The organism is Sporosarcina sp. FSL K6-1522 (assembly GCF_038622445.1).
In the GTDB taxonomy this organism is placed as follows: domain Bacteria; phylum Bacillota; class Bacilli; order Bacillales_A; family Planococcaceae; genus Sporosarcina.
In genome coordinates, this window is the sequence record NZ_CP152019.1 from 1,326,575 (window position 1) to 1,344,214 (window position 17,640).

Here is a 17,640-nt window from a genome sequence, read left to right on the forward strand (position 1 = left end):
GTGAAAGTTAATGGATTTTTCAGATGGGGGATTTGATTTATTTTGCAAAAAGGTAATCCTCCTAATAGAGGTAGCGCTGTTCATTCGGTAGTTTTATACAGAGTACCTAGAGCGGAGCTTTGTTGGAAATTACTAGCTGGTGGAGAATCGATATTAACTTGATACTTCACCTTTTATCTTTATCCGAAAGAAGGTACTCACTTGCTAGGGGTGAAGAGATGAGTGTGCGCTTTTGCAATAACTTCAATTGTTTACTAACTTTCGAAGGTGAATGCGAGAGCTCTCTATAAATAGGTAGTCCAAATAAATCTTGTTATTTGTATTTTTTAACAAAAAGAAGGGCCTAAGTAAATATTATAACTGCATTTTAAACATTTAAGATACCACTAATTGATGAAATGTATGAGATAATGAGAGAAATGGACGAGGAATAGCAGTTCATGAAGAAAAACCTTAAATGATACGGAATGTTATTACAGAGAAAAATAAATGAATGATGATTATTGTCTTTGTATCTTAAAGGCTTTTCGCAAATAGGATTGAATTTAGCGGAGGTGTGTTTCGGTGTCAAACAGCGTAGATGACTATATTCAGCGGGGAATTTATGGTGATAGGGAAACGAAGCCGTCGGAACGTCGGAAGTTTCTTGGGACAATTCGTGAACGTATTGTGATCGCACTTACACAAGCACAGGTGAGAGAACATGGTATTTATCCACAAGTCGAGGAAGCTATAAAAGAAAATAAAAAGGCCCGTCTATATTTGAACGGACATATGAGTTCTGAAGACTTGGCGAAATATAGGAAGATTGCTTCTAGCTATCAAGTGCATTATAAAACCGTTACAAATAAAGATCATAAGTCTCCAATTGGTCTTGTCCTCGCATATGATTATGCGATTGATAAAGAGGAGATCTATGTTGAAAAGGAAAATGACAATACGGAGCCTCCAAAAAGTAATGAGAGAGGTCTTGTTACGATATTTAAGAAATTTTTCAAGGGGAATTAAGCGAATTGATACGGTACATAATGATTAGGGAGAAAAATAAGGGAGGCAATAAATATGCCCAAAAGCAACAAGGAATTATCATTAGAACAACATGAAGAACTACTCACATTATTGAAAGCGCGTTTTGAGAAAAACATGCACCGCCATACAGAACTTGAATGGGCTAAAGTCCAAGAGAAATTGGAAGCAAATCCTGAAAAATTATGGTCACTGAATGAGATGGAAGAGACTGGTGGCGAACCGGATGTTGTGGGTCATGATAAAAAGTCGGGCGACTACATTTTTTATGATTGTTCAGCAGAAAGCCCTAAAGGTCGCCGAAGTGTTTGTTATGATCTTGAAGCACTGGAATCAAGGAAAAAGCATAAACCTGAAAATAACGCGATGGATATGGCTGCCAACATGGGCATTGAACTTTTAACGGAAGAACAATACCGGGAGTTACAGGAACTTGGAAATTTCGATTTAAAAACGTCAAGCTGGGTGCAAACACCTGCTAATATTAGAAAGCTAGGCGGAGCCCTTTTTTGTGATTGCCGTTATGACACGGTCTTCGTGTATCACAATGGAGCAGATTCCTACTATGCTGCAAGAGGTTTTCGTGGCTCGCTAAGGGTATAAATATTATTTTACAGATTGGTTTGGCTATAAGGCGTAATGATTTATGAACGGATTCCGAATAGAGGAGTTCGTTCTTTTTTATTTTAAATGGTTGGCACCTGATTATTCCAGAACGAGCTGTTATAATTGACTGAACGTTCAATCATTTTGTGTGGCCATTAAAATGTAAGGAGGAGATTTTGATGTCATTACAAGTAGGGGATATCATTACATTTGAACGAACTTTTACAGTAAGGGATGTCGAATTATTCACAGAGATTTCAGGGGATGAAGGGATTCATCACGTAACCCCAGATGAGCAGGGAAGACTTGTGATTCAAGGATTATTGACTGCAACATTGCCGACGAAAATAGCTGGAGAACATAATGTGCTGGCGCGTAGTACGCGTTTTGAGTTTTTTAGACCTGTGTTTACGGACGATACAATCATTTGTGAAGTGAAAATTGAACAATATGAACGGCAAGAAAATAATCGAACTGCTTTTATGGCGTCCTTTGTGTGTGAAAATCAGCATGAAAAAGTGGTATTAAAAGGGGATGTCTCTGGCGTGATTCTTTAACCCATTCAGAACTTTCTTGCCTCAATGTAAAGTGTCAAAGACAGAGGGGAATACATGAAATCTTTAGCTCTGTTTTGACAGCTGTTTTATGAGAAGTGGCTATATCCCTTAACTCTTAAGTTTTCGAGAGTACTTCATATGCTTTTTTGATAATGGCTTTCCCCTGGTGTGTTGGAACCATTCCTGTTTTTGAGCGTTTAAAAATTTGAATACCAAGTTCTTTTTCTAAGTTGGCAATGGATTTGCTGATAGCAGGCGGCGAAACATGAAGCTTTTCTGCGGCGGCAGTAATAGACCCCAACTTTCCGATTTCTGTAATATATTGTAGTTGTTCAAAATGCATAGAATCCTCTCCAAAATATAATTTTAGTTAATGAAGGATAGCTATATAAGTTGAATTTATAATTTCCCCTACTCTCTTAGTTGATTGAAGTGCAGAGCGGCGACTCCAGCGGGAACAGCGCGAGCTGAAAGCCCCGCAGGAAGAGCCATCACGAAGAATGGCTTTTGCGACCGAAAAGCGAAGCGTTTGGGAGCGCCGTTTTTAGTGACGAGGAGATTGAAGCCGTGCCCGCGGAAAGCGTCTGCTCGGAACGGAAATCAACGTGGAGAAGATATTATTTAGTTCAATTTATATATCTTATACTTTACACGAATATTTAAATAGTTGGAATCGTAACTAAAATAAGCGACTAGTACTCCAATAAAGAACGTAAAGAAGATCAAGAGATGCCATTGTGCAGATCTTGTTCTTTTTTGTCTGCCTTAGATATAATCATTCAATTTAATCTAATAGAAGCATGGAAAAAAATGATTAAGCACTCTGTAAGAGATGTCTTATATAATAGGATGGGCAAATGGAATATAAAGATTGGTGGGAATTATTATGGAAGCGTCAGATAATATATGGACGGGTCAAAACCAACAAAGTGAGATGCAAATGGAACGCTTTTTTAATGTATTAAAAGCCACAGTAGTACGCTCTAGAGCAACAATGACCGCAACTTTCTTATCCGTGCAAAATGTAGAAGCGTTTAGTAAGGACGAGATGCAACGCGTGGAAGAAGAAATGACTATATACTTGGAAAGTAAAATTAGACAGACAGATTTACTATTCAAATTAGCAAAGCCGTGTGAGTGGTGCATTCTGCTGTCACAAAGTGGAGAAGAAGAAACGACGGCATTTCTCAACCGATTATTTTCAGATATGCAAAATCAGGAGCTGCCTTTATGGAATACACCTGATACCGCTATGGTAGCGAGCGTGGCGGAAATAGGAAATAGCCAGGTGGCGTATAAACAGTTGATAGCAAGTGGGAAATCTGGCCTGACTCATTCTCAGAAACAAGATGCTTGGCATATTGAATATATCCCTGACTTCAAGAAGAAAGAGATAGAAACAGTGAAAGTAAGCATTTTAGAGGGAAATGAAATATTTTCAAATGTATTAACAACTTCACTTCAAGACCTAGCAGTAGAACATTTTGATTTAGACATCAAAGTATTTAAAGATGGCTATGAATTTCTTGAATCAGGCTTTTTTCATTCTGGCCATACGCATATATTGATCATGAATGATATATTACCTAGAAAAAATGGATTAGAAGTACTGCATACATTACGAAAATTGCCGAATCAGAAAAAATTCACGATTTTTATGATGACGAAAAGAAAATCCGAAGTGGATATGCTGTATGCATATGAAAAAGGTGTAGATGAATATTTAATCAAACCCTTTAACTTACGACTATTCGAAGCACAAATAAAACGAACATTTGAAAGGCTATGGTCATAATGACATTAACAATAGAATTATTACTTCGATTGATTTTTGTGCTTATTATTGGATTAGCCACTTTTACTTGCTATTTGATTTTTAAACGAATGTTGGAAGTTTCAGGGTTACGAAAAAAAGAAGCCTATATTCGTGAGAAACAGATGCTGTGGTATCGCTATTTTAGGGACGAGGAGCCATTTCAAACATCCTTAATTCCAAAGAATAAATTTGAAGTTCAAGCAGTTGAAGAGCTATTTCTGTCCTATATAAATAATTTGTTTACACCTGCAATTTTAGAGAAAGTTAAGCTGTTTTCAAATCAATACTTACAGCAACATTTCTTGGGACTGTTAAGAAGCCGGAAATGGGGTGAACGCATCAATTCGATGGAACGAATTGTTGATTTTCATATCGATAGTCTCGTAGAAGAGTGCGAGAAAATGGATGGGGAAAAGCTATCTCGTGAAGAACATTTTCAGCTGTTAAAAATATATGCAGTATTAAAGGAAGAGCAGTTTGTCGATAAACTGTTGACTCTACCTGTCCTATTTTCTGAATATGAATATAAGAAGTTATTAATCAGTGTGGATGAAGAGATTTTGAGAGGTTTACTGAATCGAATCGAAGAATTCCCGGATACTTGTAAATTTGTCATGATTGATATTTTAGGTATAAAAAGAAATATGGATGATTTATCTTTTTTGGAGTCCCAATTGGAGCACAACAACGATGAAATTCGTATTCGGGCACTAAAAGCGATTTATGAGTTAGGGGTTATCATTGATCCGGAAAAATATGTACACTTTAACGTTTCGCCTATATGGGAAGAGCGCCTAATGCATGCGAAATTATTGGGGAATTTACCAATCACTTATTCCTTGCCTTATTTGGAGGTACTGCTGGAGGATGAGTCTTGGTGGGTACGATCTCAGGCAGCAAAAACAATCGGTAAGGACAAGCAAGGGGCAGAAATTTTACAAAGTTTTATTGAAACCGCAAGTGATCAGTTTGCTATTGATATGGCAAATGAAGTTTTATGGGAAGGAGGGAGTAAGTAAATGAGCTGGTCATCTGTGTTAAATGCACTGATGCTGTTTTTTGGTAGCATCATCATTTTTTATATGATTATTGTTATTCTAACGTATGCAATCATGCTACTTTTCGCTTTTACTCAACTACGAAAACAATATAGATTGAATAAAGAAGATATTGAAGAAGACTATATCGATGCAATTTATTCGAAGCCTGTTTCTATTATCGTGCCTGCTTATAACGAAGAGATAGGGATTGTGAATAATATCCATTCTCTACTTAGTCTTCGTTATCCAGAAACGGAAATAGTCGTTGTAAATGATGGTTCTACAGATGAAACGCAACGGACTGTCATCAAGCATTTTCAAATGAAACCGATTCAAAAAATTGTACGTGAACAACTTTCCACTGAACCGATTCTGAATATTTATCAATCCCAAGTGCATCCCAATTTACTTCTAGTTGAAAAGGAAAATGGCGGGAAGGCCGATGCGTTAAATGCAGGGATTAACATCTCCAAATACCCATACTTTTGTTCCATTGATGGAGATTCTATTTTAGAAGAAAAGTCTTTGCTACGTGTGATGAAACCAATCATTTTATCGAATGAAGATGTGATTGCATCGGGAGGAAACATTCGAATTGCGAATGGACATGATGTGCAATTAGGCTCTGTGTTCCAGACGAACTTATCATCAAACTATTTGGTTATCATGCAAATCGTGGAATATTTACGGGCCTTCTTAATGGGAAGAATTGCTTTAAGTAAATTCAATTTGGTACTCATTATTTCTGGGGCGTTTAGTGTGTTTTCGAAAAAATGGGTAATTGAAGCTGGAGGCTATTCGAAACAAACAATTGGTGAAGATATGGAAGTAGTTGTCAAGCTACATCGAATGCTCAAAGAAAAGAAATTGAAAAAAAGAATTGAGTTTGTATCTGATCCCGTATGTTGGACAGAAGCCCCTGAAAGTTTAGCCGTTTTACGAAATCAAAGAAGAAGATGGCACCAAGGCTTAATAGAAAGCTTATGGAAGCATAAAAGAATGACGTTTAATCCACGGTACGGCGCGATTGGTATGGTGTCTTTCCCCTATTTTTGGTTGATTGAATGTTTAGGGCCTATTATTGAATTAGGTGGATATATTTACATTATCATTGCATTTTTCATGGGACAGATTTATTACGAAATAGCGATATTATTGTTATTGCTTTTTGTCTTATACGGTGCTGTATTTTCGATTGCTTCTATATTGCTAGAAGCATGGAGTATGAAGACATATCCTAAAAGTAAAGACCTCTTTCGTCTGTTGGTATTGTCTTTGTCTGAAATGTTTTGGTATAAGCCTTTAACGCTAATTTGGAGAATGGAAGGATTAATCCGATTTATTTTAGGGCGACAAGAATGGGGACAAATGAAGCGACAGGGACTTTCTAAGAAAGGATCAGTGGAATGAAGCGATTTTATATGATTTTCATCTGTATTTGTTTGATTATAGCTATACCCATCATTTGGTGGTTTGTAGGATCAGAAAAAAAGTTGAATATAGCAATTGTCGATAAAACAGTGCCGAATGACACATATAGAGAACATTTGGGTATTACGTGGGTATTGAACCATTTAAAGTATATGAACAGTAAAGATGAAGAATATGATAGTTCTGCAGATTACTTTGGATTTGTACCAAATGAAAAAGAAGAAAGTTATACCATTAACCCTCTTCCAACGGATTACTCTGATTTCGATGTCATTTATTTGGCAGATACATATGGGGTCTATGATGAAGACTTACCATGGATTGAAAAAGACAGAGAAGGATCTAGATCCAATAAAATTTACGGGGGCCTTGAAGAAGAAGAGTGGAGTGCAATTATCGATCGATTGAACGAGGAGAAAAAGAGTTTACTAGTTGCCGAATATAATACATTCGCTTCCCCGACAACTCAAGGAGTACGAGAAAGTGTTTCGGACTATTTAGGACTCGAATGGTCGGGGTGGATAGGACGCTATTTTGATGAATTAGATCCAGACAAAAATAGTGAAATTCCACAATGGATAGTAGATGACTTTCAAGATAGTTGGAATTATAGTGGTGAAGGATTTGTGTTGGTAAATGATACGACTTCGAAAGTTTTTGTCCTAGAGAAAAAGAAACATTTCAAGGATAAAGGTATACACGTTGTGTTTACAGAGGAAGGGAACAAGCGATTTGGTCTGACAAAAAGTCCAGATTATCAATATTGGTTTGATATTGTTACACCTAAAGATGATACAAAGGTGCTTGCAAATTATAAATGGGATCTTACGGATCAAGGAATTCAGTTATTAGAAAAAAATGAAATACCGATTCAATTTGCTGCTGTTTTAGAAAGTGAACATGGGGATTCGTTAAGTTATTATTTTGCAGGGGATTATAATGATGTTGCAAAAGTACCTAGTTTTTATCAATTTAAAGGATTACAGCACTTGTATAAAATCGGTCAAAAATTCTCGGAAGATGCTTTTTACTGGTCTACATATATTCCGATGATGGAAAAAATTTTAGAGGATTTCAACGACAAGGGAGCTACAACTGTTTCACCTGAAATAACAAACGAATTACAATATAATGCAAGAGTGCAAAATGATTCTTTTGAGGTGTTAAAAGATGGTGAGTGGACCCCGATGACGATAAAAGGTGTCAATATCGGTATGGCAAAACCAGGAACATTTCCTGGAGAGGCGGGGATTACAGAGGATGAATATTACCGATGGTTTGAACAAATTGGCGACATGAATGCCAATTCGATTCGGGTCTATACACTTCATCCACCCGGTTTTTATAACGCATTAAAACGGTACAATGAAAAACATGATGAGAAAATATACCTTCTCCATGGCGTCTGGATAAATGAAGAGAAGTTAGAAGAATCATTAGATGCTTTTGAAGAAGTCAATTTACAAGACTTTCAGGATGAAATTACAACATTGATCGACGTTATTCATGGGAATAAAATCGTAGAAGCGAAGGCGGGGCATGCGTCTGGTGTCTATCGTGCAGATATATCGGAGTATGTGATTGGCTGGGTTCTTGGAATTGAGTGGTATCCACATATGGTGCTAAATACGAATGAAACCTATCAAACAATTGGTGACTATGACGGTGAATATTTCGAAACAAAAGGGGCTACGGCTTTTGAATACTGGCTTGCTGAACAAATGGATTTAACCGTCAAGTATGAAAAAGACAATTATAATTGGATTAGACCGATGAGTTTTACCAATTGGGTGACGACAGATATTTTAGACCATCCAGCAGAGCCGTCTGAAGATGAGGATTTAGTAGGCGTGGATCCGAATGTGATTTATACAAAAGAAGACATGAATTTAACCAATCAATTTGCCTCTTATCATGTGTACCCTTATTATCCTGATTTCTTGAACTTTGAGGAATCGTATCAAACCTATGTCGATCATCGAGGCGAATTTAATAGCTATGCGGCATATTTACGTGAGTTACATGAAGCGCATCGACTCCCAGTTTTAATTGCGGAATTTGGTGTTCCGGCATCCCGTGGGTTAACGCATGAGAATCCATTTGGCTGGAATCAAGGATTTCACTCTGAAACAGAGCAAGGTGAAATTATTACCCGCTTATTTGAAGATATCATGGCTGAAAAATTACTTGGGGGACTCGTGTTTACATGGCAGGATGAATGGTTTAAACGGACATGGAATACAGTCGATTATGATAATCCAGACAGACGTCCTTTTTGGTCGAATGCACAAACGAATGAGCAACAGTTTGGGCTACTAAGCTTTGACCGACTGAAAATACATGTCGATGGAGATGCCGAAGATTGGAAAGCGGATGCACTTTATGAGAAAAAGAATGGTGATATGCGTTCGTTATATGTTGATCATGATGAAAGGTATCTCTATATAAGGCTTGATCAGGATGCTGATAGTAAAGGATACCCCATTTTCCTATTAGATGTAGTTCCAAATCAGGGGAATAAAACAATCAATGGGAAAACGGATATTGCCTTTACGAACGGGATGGAATTTATCATTAATCTGAAGAAGAATGAATCGAGCTTATTAGTGGATCGGTATTATGATTTTTACACGTATCAATACGCACATACACTAGACTTGCTTAAACCAAAGCCGATTGTACCTTCTAATAACAGTGGAGAATTCACAATTGAACAGTATGCTTTGAACAAGGAACTCTATTTACCACAGCAAGATAAAGTCCTCCTTTTTAGTTCATATGATGCGGGGAAGCTGATGGAAGGGAATAGCAATCCATTATCGGAGGATTATAATTCTTTAGCAGATTATTATATTACCGAGGATGGGATGATTGAACTACGAATTCCATGGTTATTAATTCGTGCAAAGGATCCGAGCCAAAAAGAATTTATGGGAGACTTATATAAAGATGGTATAGAAGCAAGTGCTTTCGTTGAGCAAATTAACATTGGTGCATTGTATTTTAATGAACAAGATGAATTAACGGATTCCCTGCCAGCAATAGAGAGCAACGTGTTAAACGATCTGAAGGGATATACTTGGGAAAAGTGGAATTTGCCAAAATCTGAAGAGCGTTTAAAACAGTCTTATTATATGCTTCAAGATCTATTTTTACATTATTAAGTACACATAAACAATAAAAGAACGTAAAGAAGATCAAGAGATGCCCTTGTGCAAATCTTGTTCTTTTTTATTGCTTATTGGGTGTCATTCATTCAATCTGAAGTTAGACTAAAAATACGAACAATGCAATCGAGGGATCCATTTATGAAAAAGATACGTTATGAAAATATGGATAAAAGTGCAGGGCTGTCCACATTTAAAGAGTTACGACAGTGGCGACAAGAACGCAAAAGCAAACAGAAAGATTTATCATACCAAGTACCGGCGGTAGAAAAAACGGAAGAACCATTTTTACAACAAAATAGAACAATCCCGACAATTACATGGATCGGGCATTCCACTTTTTTGATTCAACTAAATGGACTCAACATCCTGACAGATCCAGTTTGGGCAAAACGCCTTGGGATGGATAAACGACTAACACCTCCTGGGCTTCCGATAAGGGAATTGCCACCAATCGACGTTGTCCTCATTTCACATAGCCATTACGATCATCTGAGTTATACTTCTATTAAAAGGCTGAAAGGGAATCCAACCTTTTTTGCGCCCATCGGACTTGGGAATTGGTTTAAACGAAAAGGATTCAGCAAAACGGTGGAATTTAATTGGTGGAATAAGTATCAACTGGGCGGCTTAACGGTTACCTTTGTGCCAGCTCAACACTGGTCAAAAAGAACGCTAACCGATACCAATCACTCTCATTGGGGTGGCTGGGTGATTCAAGATGCAACCCAAACCATCTATTTCGTAGGAGATAGTGGGTATTTCAAAGGTTTTCGCGATATCGGGGACAAGTATGCTATTGATTTTTGCTTGATGCCAATTGGTGCATATGAGCCGGAATGGTTTATGGCTACTCAGCATGTTAGCCCTGAAGATGCGGTCAAAGCCTTCATTGATACGCGTTCAAAAGTGATGATTCCGATGCATTATGGCGCTTATCGATTAGCTGATGATACACCGAAAGAAGCACTTGATCGACTACAGGCTGAGTGGGAAAAAAGAAAGCTAGCTAGCGAGAAATTAGCGATTATGAAACTTGGTGAAACCATTAAGCTAGGATAAATGAAGATAAAAGAGGGAAGTTATGAAAGTTAAAATTGACAATGAAATGATAAAATGTGATATCCAGTATGGAAATCGAAAGAAGCTATCCATTCATATCGATCCGTTCGGTTTCATAACGGTGAAAGCGCCCAAAGGCACAAGTGAAGCAGTGATTGTCAGTGCAATCGAAAGTAAAGGGAAATGGATAGTAAAGAAAATCCATGATATTGCAGCAGCTCGAGAAACGCCTAAGGCCAGAGAATATCACGCTCAAGGGAAGTTCTTATACCTTGGGAAAGAGCATTTTCTTCATGAATTAATAGAAACAAGTACGTTAGATGAAGAGATATTTAAAAGAACGCTCAAGAAGTTTTATATTAATAGCTGTAAGACAATTGTAGAGGCACGGGTAAAAGTCTATCAACAACAACTGAAGGTTCGACCTAAACCTATTGAAATCGTGGAGTCTAAATCCAAGTGGGGGAGTTGTAGTTCGGATCGAAAGCTCACTTTTAATTATCGTCTAGCGATGGCTCCGATTGACGTTATCGACTATGTAGTTATCCATGAGCTATGTCATTTATTGCATATGAATCATGATCGCTCATTTTGGAGACGCGTTGGCGGTGTGATGCCGGATTATAAAGAGAAGGAAGCGTATTTGGAGAGACATGGGCATTTAATGTCGCTTTAACAAAGTTTACTCCCTCAAAGCTAGTAAACTTTGTTAAAGTGAGTAAGGATATATTAATCAATTACGCCTCGGCGTAATTGCGTCCAGATTTTGAATCGAGCTTGAGGCCCACAGGACGTGGCGACCTTAGCCTGCGTACCTCGCGGGTATTTGAACACCCACTGAACAGGAAAACAGAACTGTATTCGCTTCAAAATCTATAGAGGTGGAAGTCTTCTGTAGCTGACGCTTCGCTTTCAGTACAAACAGATTTGCTGAATAAAGATAAAAGAACTGGAATGGTGAATAAGTATTGAAGACATTTAAAAAAGTATATGTTGAAATCATAAGCGTGTGTAACCTTGCTTGTAGCTTCTGTCCACCAACGATTCGAGAACCAAAGATTATCAAGTTAGATGCATTTAATGCCATCTTGGATCAGATTAGGCCGCACACGAAATATATTTATCTGCATGTTAAAGGTGAACCCCTCATGCACCCAAGAATCGATCAATTATTGGATGCTGCCCACGCCAAGGGATTTAAGGTGAATATCACGACAAATGGGACGCTTATTAAAAAGAATGCTGAGAAATTACTCGGTAAGCCAGCTTTGCGCCAAATAAACTTTTCGTTACATAGTTTTGACGGACATGAAGGCTCTGAAAATCGGGAAAAGTATTTGGGCGATATTTTGGATTTTGTGCGTAAGGCCAAAGAATATAAGACGATTATTTCGTATCGCTTATGGAATCTTCAACAAGAACATAGAAATGATCTGGCGAAGAGAAGAAACCGTGAAACGTTGGAGATTTTGGAGAGCGAGTATAACTTGGACTTCAAAATTGAAGAAAAAGTCCAACCAGGTAAAGGTGTGAAAATTACAAAGAACGTCTATCTCAATCAAGACCATGAATTCCAATGGCCTAGTCTTCTGGCACCTGAGGATGATGGCAAAGGCTTTTGTCATGGGCTTCGGAGTCAAGCAGCGATTCTTGTAGACGGAACCGTTGTCCCTTGCTGTCTTGATGGAGAAGGTGTTATTAATTTAGGTAATGTCAAAGAACAATCTTTTTCTGACATTGTCGATGGAGAACGCGCAAACAATATTGTCGATGGTTTTTCGAGAAGAGAAGCGGTTGAAGAGTTGTGTAGGAAGTGCGGATATAGACAGAAGTTTGGGGTTTAACGAAGTATATTGCTATATATGATTTTCATCTACTTTCCAGCGAAGGCGCCTTACAAGCGCCGAGCGCTGTTGGTGGGATTCTTTAGTTTATTTATTCGTTTTTATCTTCATTCAGCAGAAAACTCCCACCTTGATAGGTGGCGAGATGAATGCGTTTTTGTTTCCTGTTCAGTGGGTGTTCAAACACCGGCTGAACGAAGATAAAGCCTCCGGCGGATGTCACAGATTTTTTAGAGGAGCTTTTCGAGCGAGCTCGAAAAAAATCTGGACGCAATTACGCCGAGGCGTAATTGATCACTCTAAATAATCGTTCTCTTGTTTGATTTGATCTATTCGGTTTTTACCCCATTCATACATCATCTCAACGATTGGCAATAACGTTATTCCCAGTTCAGTCATTGAATATTCGACTTTCGGAGGAACTTCTGGAATCACTTCTCGATGAACAATTCCATCTTCTATCAGGTCGCGCAATTGATTTGTTAGTACTTTATGGGATATTTTTGGGAAGAGGTTTTGAAGCTCGCTGAATCGATGTGTTCCTTCTACACCTAAATGCCACAAGATCACAACTTTCCATTTCCCACTAATAATCGATAAGGTCAGTTCTTTTTCACAATGATAATCATGATTTAATATTCTTTCTTGGACCTCTTTTCTTAATGCATCTGTCATGGACATAAACTCCCTTTGTTATAGTAGTAACCATTTGGTAACCTCCGCACAAAAAAGTGCGTTCTTCACAATAGAGAAGATTGTATGTAGAATGAAGATAGTCTTACAGACGAATCACTCCGAGTAAAACCGCTTAATTCATTATACCATTAGAAAGTTTTTAACTTCATTTAGCAGGTGTTAAAACTCTCGCTGAATGAAGATGAAGCTTCCGGTGGATGTCACGGATTTTCAAACGCATCTTACTCAAGTATTAGTTTTGTTTAATACACGTTATTCCAAGAATAATAAATATATCTTAACCTAAAGGAGTAAAAAAACATGCAAACAATTACAGGAAAAGTAGCATTAATTACAGGAGCGGGGCGTGGAATTGGACGTGCAACAGCAATCGCTTTTGCGCAGGAAGGTATTCACGTAGGCCTTGTTGGACGTACGCTTGAAAATTTACAACAAGTTGCAGAGGAGCTTAAACAGTATGATGTGAAGGTAGCAATCGCCGCAGCGGATGTAGCAAATTTAGACTCTATCACAGTAGCAGTTGAATCAATTCGTGGCGAACTAGGTGCAATTGACATTTTAGTAAATAATGCCGGCATTGCAAAGTTTGGTAGCTTCATGGATTTAACGCCTGAAGAATGGACAAACATTATCGATGTCAACGTAAAAGGTGTGTACTACACAACACATGCGATATTACCGGAAATGATCGAGCGCAACACAGGTGATATCATTAATATCTCATCAACAGCTGGTCAAAAAGGTGCACCAGTAACAAGTGCATACTCAGCTTCAAAAGCTGCAGTTATTGGACTAAGTGAGTCATTAATGCTAGAAGTACGTAAGAAAAATATTCGTGTGACAACATTAACGCCAAGTACGGTTGCGACTGAAATGGCTGTTGATCTAAACTTAACAGACGGTAATCCAGAAAATGTAATGCAAGCAGAAGATTTAGCAGAATTAATGGTTGCACAGCTAAAACTTCATCCACGTGTTGTCTTAAAACATGCTGGACTTTGGTCGACAAACCCTTAATAGAACAATGCTCAGAATAAGTTCACGACAGCAAATTTTATCAAACTGAAAAAAGGTACCTTGTTCAAAAGCAAATTTGAACGAGGTGCCTTTTTGAATACACAAATCAATCTCTCATCAAACTTTCATTTTTATCACAGGTTGCACTCATTTATAAGCGTTATTCTATACATACAGAACGGCTAACAAATACGTTAACAATAAAAAAACGGAGGTTATTCTTATGCTATCTACATTTCAAATTACGAAAGCATTATTTCAAAATCAAATTCATGAACGGTTTTCATTTTCGGTAAACTGTGGAGGGAATGATTATCAAGGGCTCTATTATGAAGGCCGTATCAACTGGTTTAATCCGCAGCCTTCAACTAAACTTGATGGAAAGCAATTAAAACAGATTGAATCTTCTATTACTAAAAAAATGCATCAATTTCTGTCGTGAAGTTGGTGTCGCATCTAAATGAATGGAAAATAATCTGAATATTCTATGGTTAGGTGCTATAATTGAGTGAACGCTCAATCGCAGTTGTGTAATCATTGAATATAAGGAGGAATAGCTTGTGAAAAAATCCGATATTATTTTCTTTGAAAGAAAGTTTCCAAGTGCAAACATGGTTCTTATTAAAGATCAGCTCCCTATTCTGATTGACAGTGGTTTTGGAAGTGAAGCGGCAGAGACAGAACGATTAATGAAAGGGACCGGCGTTTCTCCAGAAGAGTTACACCTTATTGTGAACACGCACTATCATAGTGATCATGTGGGAGGCAATTATCATCTTCAAAAAAAGTATGGTGTTCAGATTGCTGCTCATAAATGGGAAGCCGATTTAATAAATATAGGCGATTCCGAAGCTTGTGCTGCAGAATGGTTAGATCAGCCTATAGAACCTTATCGAGTCGATAGAAAGCTCTCGGATAACGATGAGATTCATACGGGAAGTAGTACTTTGAAAGTCCTGCACACACCAGGACATACATTAGGGCATATTTCCTTGTATGAACCTGAAGAAGAGATTCTAATTTGTGGGGATCTTTTTCACAAACAGGATATCGGCTGGTTAAACATCTTTCGCGAAGGTGTTGCATCTATCCAACGTTCAATCGAAAGCCTAGATCGGCTGTCTAAGCTTCGAATCGGGCAAGCCTATTCAGGACATGGACCTAAAATCGAGAATCCATTGGCTGCTATCGATGCGGCAAGGGGACGCATGGAAAAATGGCTAAGTACGCCAGAAAAAATTTCATGGCATGCGTGTAAAAGGATTTTCTCATTTACATTAATGATCAAAAATGGATTGGTAAAAGAAGAAATTGATAATTACCTATTAACCTGTGGTTGGTTTCAAGACTTTGCACGCCACTCATTCCAGCTTCAGCCGGAAGAATTTATTCCAATCTTGTTGGATGAAATGATTCGCTCCGGTGCGGCAGGCTGGCATAATAATCGGTTGATCGCTACCGCCCCATACGAAGCGCCGCAAGAAGAGTGGATGCATAAGAATATCAAGCCGAAAGACTGGAATTACAATGTGCTCTCACCTAACTAAATCAAGTGGAAGAGAATAGAAAAGTGTTGAATTCTGCTGTGAGTTATTTCAATACTCGCGTTACTTTCAGCCGTACAGCATAACAGCTTCAAGGGGGAGATTGATATGACATTAGAAGTGGGCGGTGTCATTGCGTTTGAACGAACTTTTACAGCAAAGGATGTTGAAGTGTTTACAGAGCTTTCGGGTGATGTGGGTATTCATCATATGACCCCAGACGAACAAGGAAGACTTGTCGTTCAAGGGTTACTAACGGCAACTCTACCAACAAAAGTAGGGGGAGATCATAACGTATTAGCACGTACGATGAATTTTGAGTTTTTAAGACCTGTGTTTACGGGGGATACGATCATTTGTGAAGTGACAATTGAGAAATACGAAAGGCAAGAAAAGAACAGAACGGCTATTATTACATCCTTTCTATGCGAAAATCAGCATGGAAAAGAAGTATTAAAAGGGAATTTTGCAGGTGTCATCCTTTGACTTTTCTTAGTGGAATTCCCGCGGGGGCGAAAAAATCCCTGATTCATTACGTTGGTGTAATGGATCAGGGATTTTTCACTTCAAATTACATTATTAGCCCAATCATCGTACCTGAAATAACAGAAGCAAGTGTTGCACCTAATAGCAGTTTTAACGCAAATTTTGAAACGTAGTTGCCTTGTTTTTCACTGATGGATTTGATGGAACCTGACACAATACCTACAGTACCGAAGTTTGCAAAGCTCACTAAGTACACGGAAACAATAGCAACGGTTTTGTCAGAAAGGGTAGTTGAAACTTCACCGAAATTCAACATCGCGACAAATTCGTTTGTAATCAGCTTGGTCGCCATAATGCCACCTGCTTGTACAGCCTCTGCCCATGGAACACCCATTAAGAAGGCGACCGGCGCAAAAATATGACCAATAACTGTTTGGAAGGAAATGTGGAATACGCTTTGGAACATGACATTCACCAATTCCATTAAGGCAATAAATCCTAAGAGCATCGCCGCAACGACAATGACAATTTTGAAGCCATCCATTACGCTATCGCCAATCATTTGGAAAAAGGGAACGCGTTTATTTTCTTCGATTGTTATTAAATCCTCTTTTTCGTCTAAATCATATGGGTTAATAATATTTGCGACAATCAGTGCACTAAAGATATTGAGTACAACAGCTGTTACAACAAACTTTGGCTCAATCATCGTCATATAAGCGCCCACCATCGCCATACTGATGGCACTCATCGCAGATGTACAAATGGTGTACAGCCTTTTTTGAGAGAGGTGCGGAATTTGTTTGGAGATGGTTAAGAACACTTCGGGTTGCCCAAGCACGGACGTTGAAACGGCAAAATAGCTTTCAAGTTTACCCATCCCTGTGACTTTACTGAGTAATAACCCCAAGTATTTAATGATGAATGGCAGTACTTTTATGTAGTTCAATATGCCGATTAACACAGCCATGAATACAAGTGGTAACAGCGCTACAAAGAAAAACGTGGATGCCCCTTCATTAACCATACCACCAAATACAAATTGAATTCCTGTATCCGCAATGGCCAATAAGTTTTCAAAAAATAAGCCCACTTTGGTAATTACTATGAGACCGACATCTGTATTTGTCATGGCGTAGACAGATACGATTTGGATAGCTAACATGAGCAGAATACGTTTATACTTTATCTTTTTGCGATCATTACTAACTAAAAAGGCAATAGCAAAAACGAGTAAAACCCCCGTTATTAAGAAAATAAAATTCAAGTGAATCCCCCTTATTGTCAACGCTTACATTATGTGAGATGAGCCAACGTTTATAAAGTCTACGTATATTAAATTGCTCAT

At 38.2% G+C, this 17,640-nt stretch carries 17 protein-coding genes; 14 read left to right on the forward strand and 3 right to left on the reverse strand.

Translation table 11 applies throughout. From position 1 onward, the window contains the following. Positions 1 to 564 precede the first annotated feature (564 nt). The 3 genes from MKY34_RS06440 (at position 565) to MKY34_RS06450 (ending at position 2,189) form a co-directional block, all read left to right on the forward strand. A complete protein-coding gene (locus tag MKY34_RS06440; protein WP_342514379.1) occupies positions 565 to 1,008 on the forward strand; it encodes a YueI family protein in 444 nt (147 codons plus the stop codon). Positions 1,009 to 1,062: 54 nt separating this feature from the next. Then, complete coding sequence (locus tag MKY34_RS06445) at positions 1,063 to 1,629, forward strand: DUF4256 domain-containing protein (protein WP_342514380.1); 567 nt, start codon at positions 1,063 to 1,065, stop codon at positions 1,627 to 1,629. Positions 1,630 to 1,811: 182 nt separating this feature from the next. Further along, positions 1,812 to 2,189 (forward strand): enoyl-CoA hydratase, encoded by a 378-nt coding sequence (locus tag MKY34_RS06450; protein WP_342514381.1) that lies wholly within the window; start codon positions 1,812 to 1,814, stop codon positions 2,187 to 2,189. Between the two features lie 115 nt (positions 2,190 to 2,304). On the opposite strand, the gene MKY34_RS06455 is transcribed toward MKY34_RS06450, so the two are convergent. Then, positions 2,305 to 2,532: a LysR family transcriptional regulator gene (locus MKY34_RS06455; protein ID WP_342514382.1), complete on the reverse strand. Its 228-nt coding sequence runs from the start codon at positions 2,530 to 2,532 to the stop codon at positions 2,305 to 2,307. A 543-nt stretch (positions 2,533 to 3,075) separates the two neighbouring features. Between MKY34_RS06455 and MKY34_RS06460 the strand changes: the two genes are divergently transcribed. From MKY34_RS06460 to MKY34_RS06490, 7 genes are all read left to right on the forward strand, one after another. Further along, positions 3,076 to 3,984 (forward strand): response regulator, encoded by a 909-nt coding sequence (locus MKY34_RS06460; RefSeq protein WP_342514383.1) that lies wholly within the window; start codon positions 3,076 to 3,078, stop codon positions 3,982 to 3,984. Then, a complete protein-coding gene (locus MKY34_RS06465) occupies positions 3,984 to 5,024 on the forward strand; it encodes a HEAT repeat domain-containing protein (RefSeq protein WP_342514384.1) in 1,041 nt (346 codons plus the stop codon). Before MKY34_RS06460 ends, MKY34_RS06465 begins: the two co-directional genes overlap by 1 nt. After that, on the forward strand, positions 5,025 to 6,455 hold the full coding sequence (locus tag MKY34_RS06470) for a glycosyltransferase (protein ID WP_342514385.1): 1,431 nt from the start codon (positions 5,025 to 5,027) through the stop codon (positions 6,453 to 6,455). Further along, a complete protein-coding gene (locus MKY34_RS06475; RefSeq protein ID WP_342514386.1) occupies positions 6,452 to 9,640 on the forward strand; it encodes a hypothetical protein in 3,189 nt (1,062 codons plus the stop codon). The genes MKY34_RS06470 and MKY34_RS06475 overlap by 4 nt, the downstream gene beginning before the upstream one ends. A 144-nt stretch (positions 9,641 to 9,784) precedes the next feature. After that, on the forward strand, positions 9,785 to 10,705 hold the full coding sequence (locus MKY34_RS06480) for an MBL fold metallo-hydrolase (protein ID WP_342514387.1): 921 nt from the start codon (positions 9,785 to 9,787) through the stop codon (positions 10,703 to 10,705). 22 nt (positions 10,706 to 10,727) lie between these two features. Continuing rightward, positions 10,728 to 11,381 carry a SprT family zinc-dependent metalloprotease gene (locus MKY34_RS06485; protein ID WP_342514388.1) on the forward strand — a complete coding sequence of 218 codons (654 nt, stop codon included), beginning with the start codon at positions 10,728 to 10,730 and terminating at the stop codon, positions 11,379 to 11,381. 292 nt (positions 11,382 to 11,673) lie between these two features. After that, positions 11,674 to 12,549 carry a radical SAM/SPASM domain-containing protein gene (locus MKY34_RS06490; protein WP_342514389.1) on the forward strand — a complete coding sequence of 292 codons (876 nt, stop codon included), beginning with the start codon at positions 11,674 to 11,676 and terminating at the stop codon, positions 12,547 to 12,549. 294 nt (positions 12,550 to 12,843) lie between these two features. Here the strand turns inward: MKY34_RS06490 and MKY34_RS06495 are convergent, their stop codons facing one another. Continuing rightward, positions 12,844 to 13,224 carry a helix-turn-helix domain-containing protein gene (locus MKY34_RS06495; protein WP_342514390.1) on the reverse strand — a complete coding sequence of 127 codons (381 nt, stop codon included), beginning with the start codon at positions 13,222 to 13,224 and terminating at the stop codon, positions 12,844 to 12,846. Between the two features lie 321 nt (positions 13,225 to 13,545). On the opposite strand from MKY34_RS06495, the gene MKY34_RS06500 reads away from it, so the two are divergent. The 4 genes from MKY34_RS06500 to MKY34_RS06515 all read left to right on the forward strand — a co-directional run bounded on the left by MKY34_RS06500 (position 13,546) and on the right by MKY34_RS06515 (position 16,292). After that, a complete protein-coding gene (locus MKY34_RS06500) occupies positions 13,546 to 14,262 on the forward strand; it encodes a 3-ketoacyl-ACP reductase (protein ID WP_342514391.1) in 717 nt (238 codons plus the stop codon). Positions 14,263 to 14,485: 223 nt separating this feature from the next. After that, on the forward strand, positions 14,486 to 14,704 hold the full coding sequence (locus tag MKY34_RS06505; protein ID WP_342514392.1) for a hypothetical protein: 219 nt from the start codon (positions 14,486 to 14,488) through the stop codon (positions 14,702 to 14,704). A 118-nt stretch (positions 14,705 to 14,822) separates the two neighbouring features. Beyond that, positions 14,823 to 15,809, forward strand: a complete 987-nt coding sequence (locus MKY34_RS06510) for an MBL fold metallo-hydrolase (RefSeq protein WP_342514393.1) — start codon at positions 14,823 to 14,825, stop codon at positions 15,807 to 15,809. A gap of 105 nt (positions 15,810 to 15,914) precedes the next feature. Next, complete coding sequence (locus MKY34_RS06515; protein WP_342514394.1) at positions 15,915 to 16,292, forward strand: hotdog domain-containing protein; 378 nt, start codon at positions 15,915 to 15,917, stop codon at positions 16,290 to 16,292. Positions 16,293 to 16,377: 85 nt separating this feature from the next. Here MKY34_RS06515 and MKY34_RS06520 read toward each other — a convergent pair whose 3' ends face one another. Beyond that, positions 16,378 to 17,559, reverse strand: coding sequence for a nucleoside transporter C-terminal domain-containing protein (locus MKY34_RS06520; protein WP_342514395.1), 1,182 nt, complete (start codon positions 17,557 to 17,559; stop codon positions 16,378 to 16,380). Positions 17,560 to 17,640: the final 81 nt, after the last annotated feature.

Bases quoted from the DNA above. Each gene is read 5' to 3' on its own strand.
- MKY34_RS06445 (WP_342514380.1), top strand. From the start codon at position 1,063: ATGCCCAAAAGCAACAAGGAATTATCATTAGAACAACATGAAGAACTA.
- MKY34_RS06505 (WP_342514392.1), top strand. From the start codon at position 14,486: ATGCTATCTACATTTCAAATTACGAAAGCATTATTTCAAAATCAAATT.
- MKY34_RS06455 (WP_342514382.1), bottom strand. From the start codon at position 2,532: ATGCATTTTGAACAACTACAATATATTACAGAAATCGGAAAGTTGGGG.
- MKY34_RS06485 (WP_342514388.1), top strand. From the start codon at position 10,728: ATGAAAGTTAAAATTGACAATGAAATGATAAAATGTGATATCCAGTAT.
- MKY34_RS06465 (WP_342514384.1), top strand. From the start codon at position 3,984: ATGACATTAACAATAGAATTATTACTTCGATTGATTTTTGTGCTTATT.
- MKY34_RS06460 (WP_342514383.1), top strand. From the start codon at position 3,076: ATGGAAGCGTCAGATAATATATGGACGGGTCAAAACCAACAAAGTGAG.
- MKY34_RS06475 (WP_342514386.1), top strand. From the start codon at position 6,452: ATGAAGCGATTTTATATGATTTTCATCTGTATTTGTTTGATTATAGCT.
- MKY34_RS06500 (WP_342514391.1), top strand. From the start codon at position 13,546: ATGCAAACAATTACAGGAAAAGTAGCATTAATTACAGGAGCGGGGCGT.
- MKY34_RS06470 (WP_342514385.1), top strand. From the start codon at position 5,025: ATGAGCTGGTCATCTGTGTTAAATGCACTGATGCTGTTTTTTGGTAGC.
- MKY34_RS06450 (WP_342514381.1), top strand. From the start codon at position 1,812: ATGTCATTACAAGTAGGGGATATCATTACATTTGAACGAACTTTTACA.
- MKY34_RS06480 (WP_342514387.1), top strand. From the start codon at position 9,785: ATGAAAAAGATACGTTATGAAAATATGGATAAAAGTGCAGGGCTGTCC.
- MKY34_RS06495 (WP_342514390.1), bottom strand. From the start codon at position 13,224: ATGACAGATGCATTAAGAAAAGAGGTCCAAGAAAGAATATTAAATCAT.
- MKY34_RS06515 (WP_342514394.1), top strand. From the start codon at position 15,915: ATGACATTAGAAGTGGGCGGTGTCATTGCGTTTGAACGAACTTTTACA.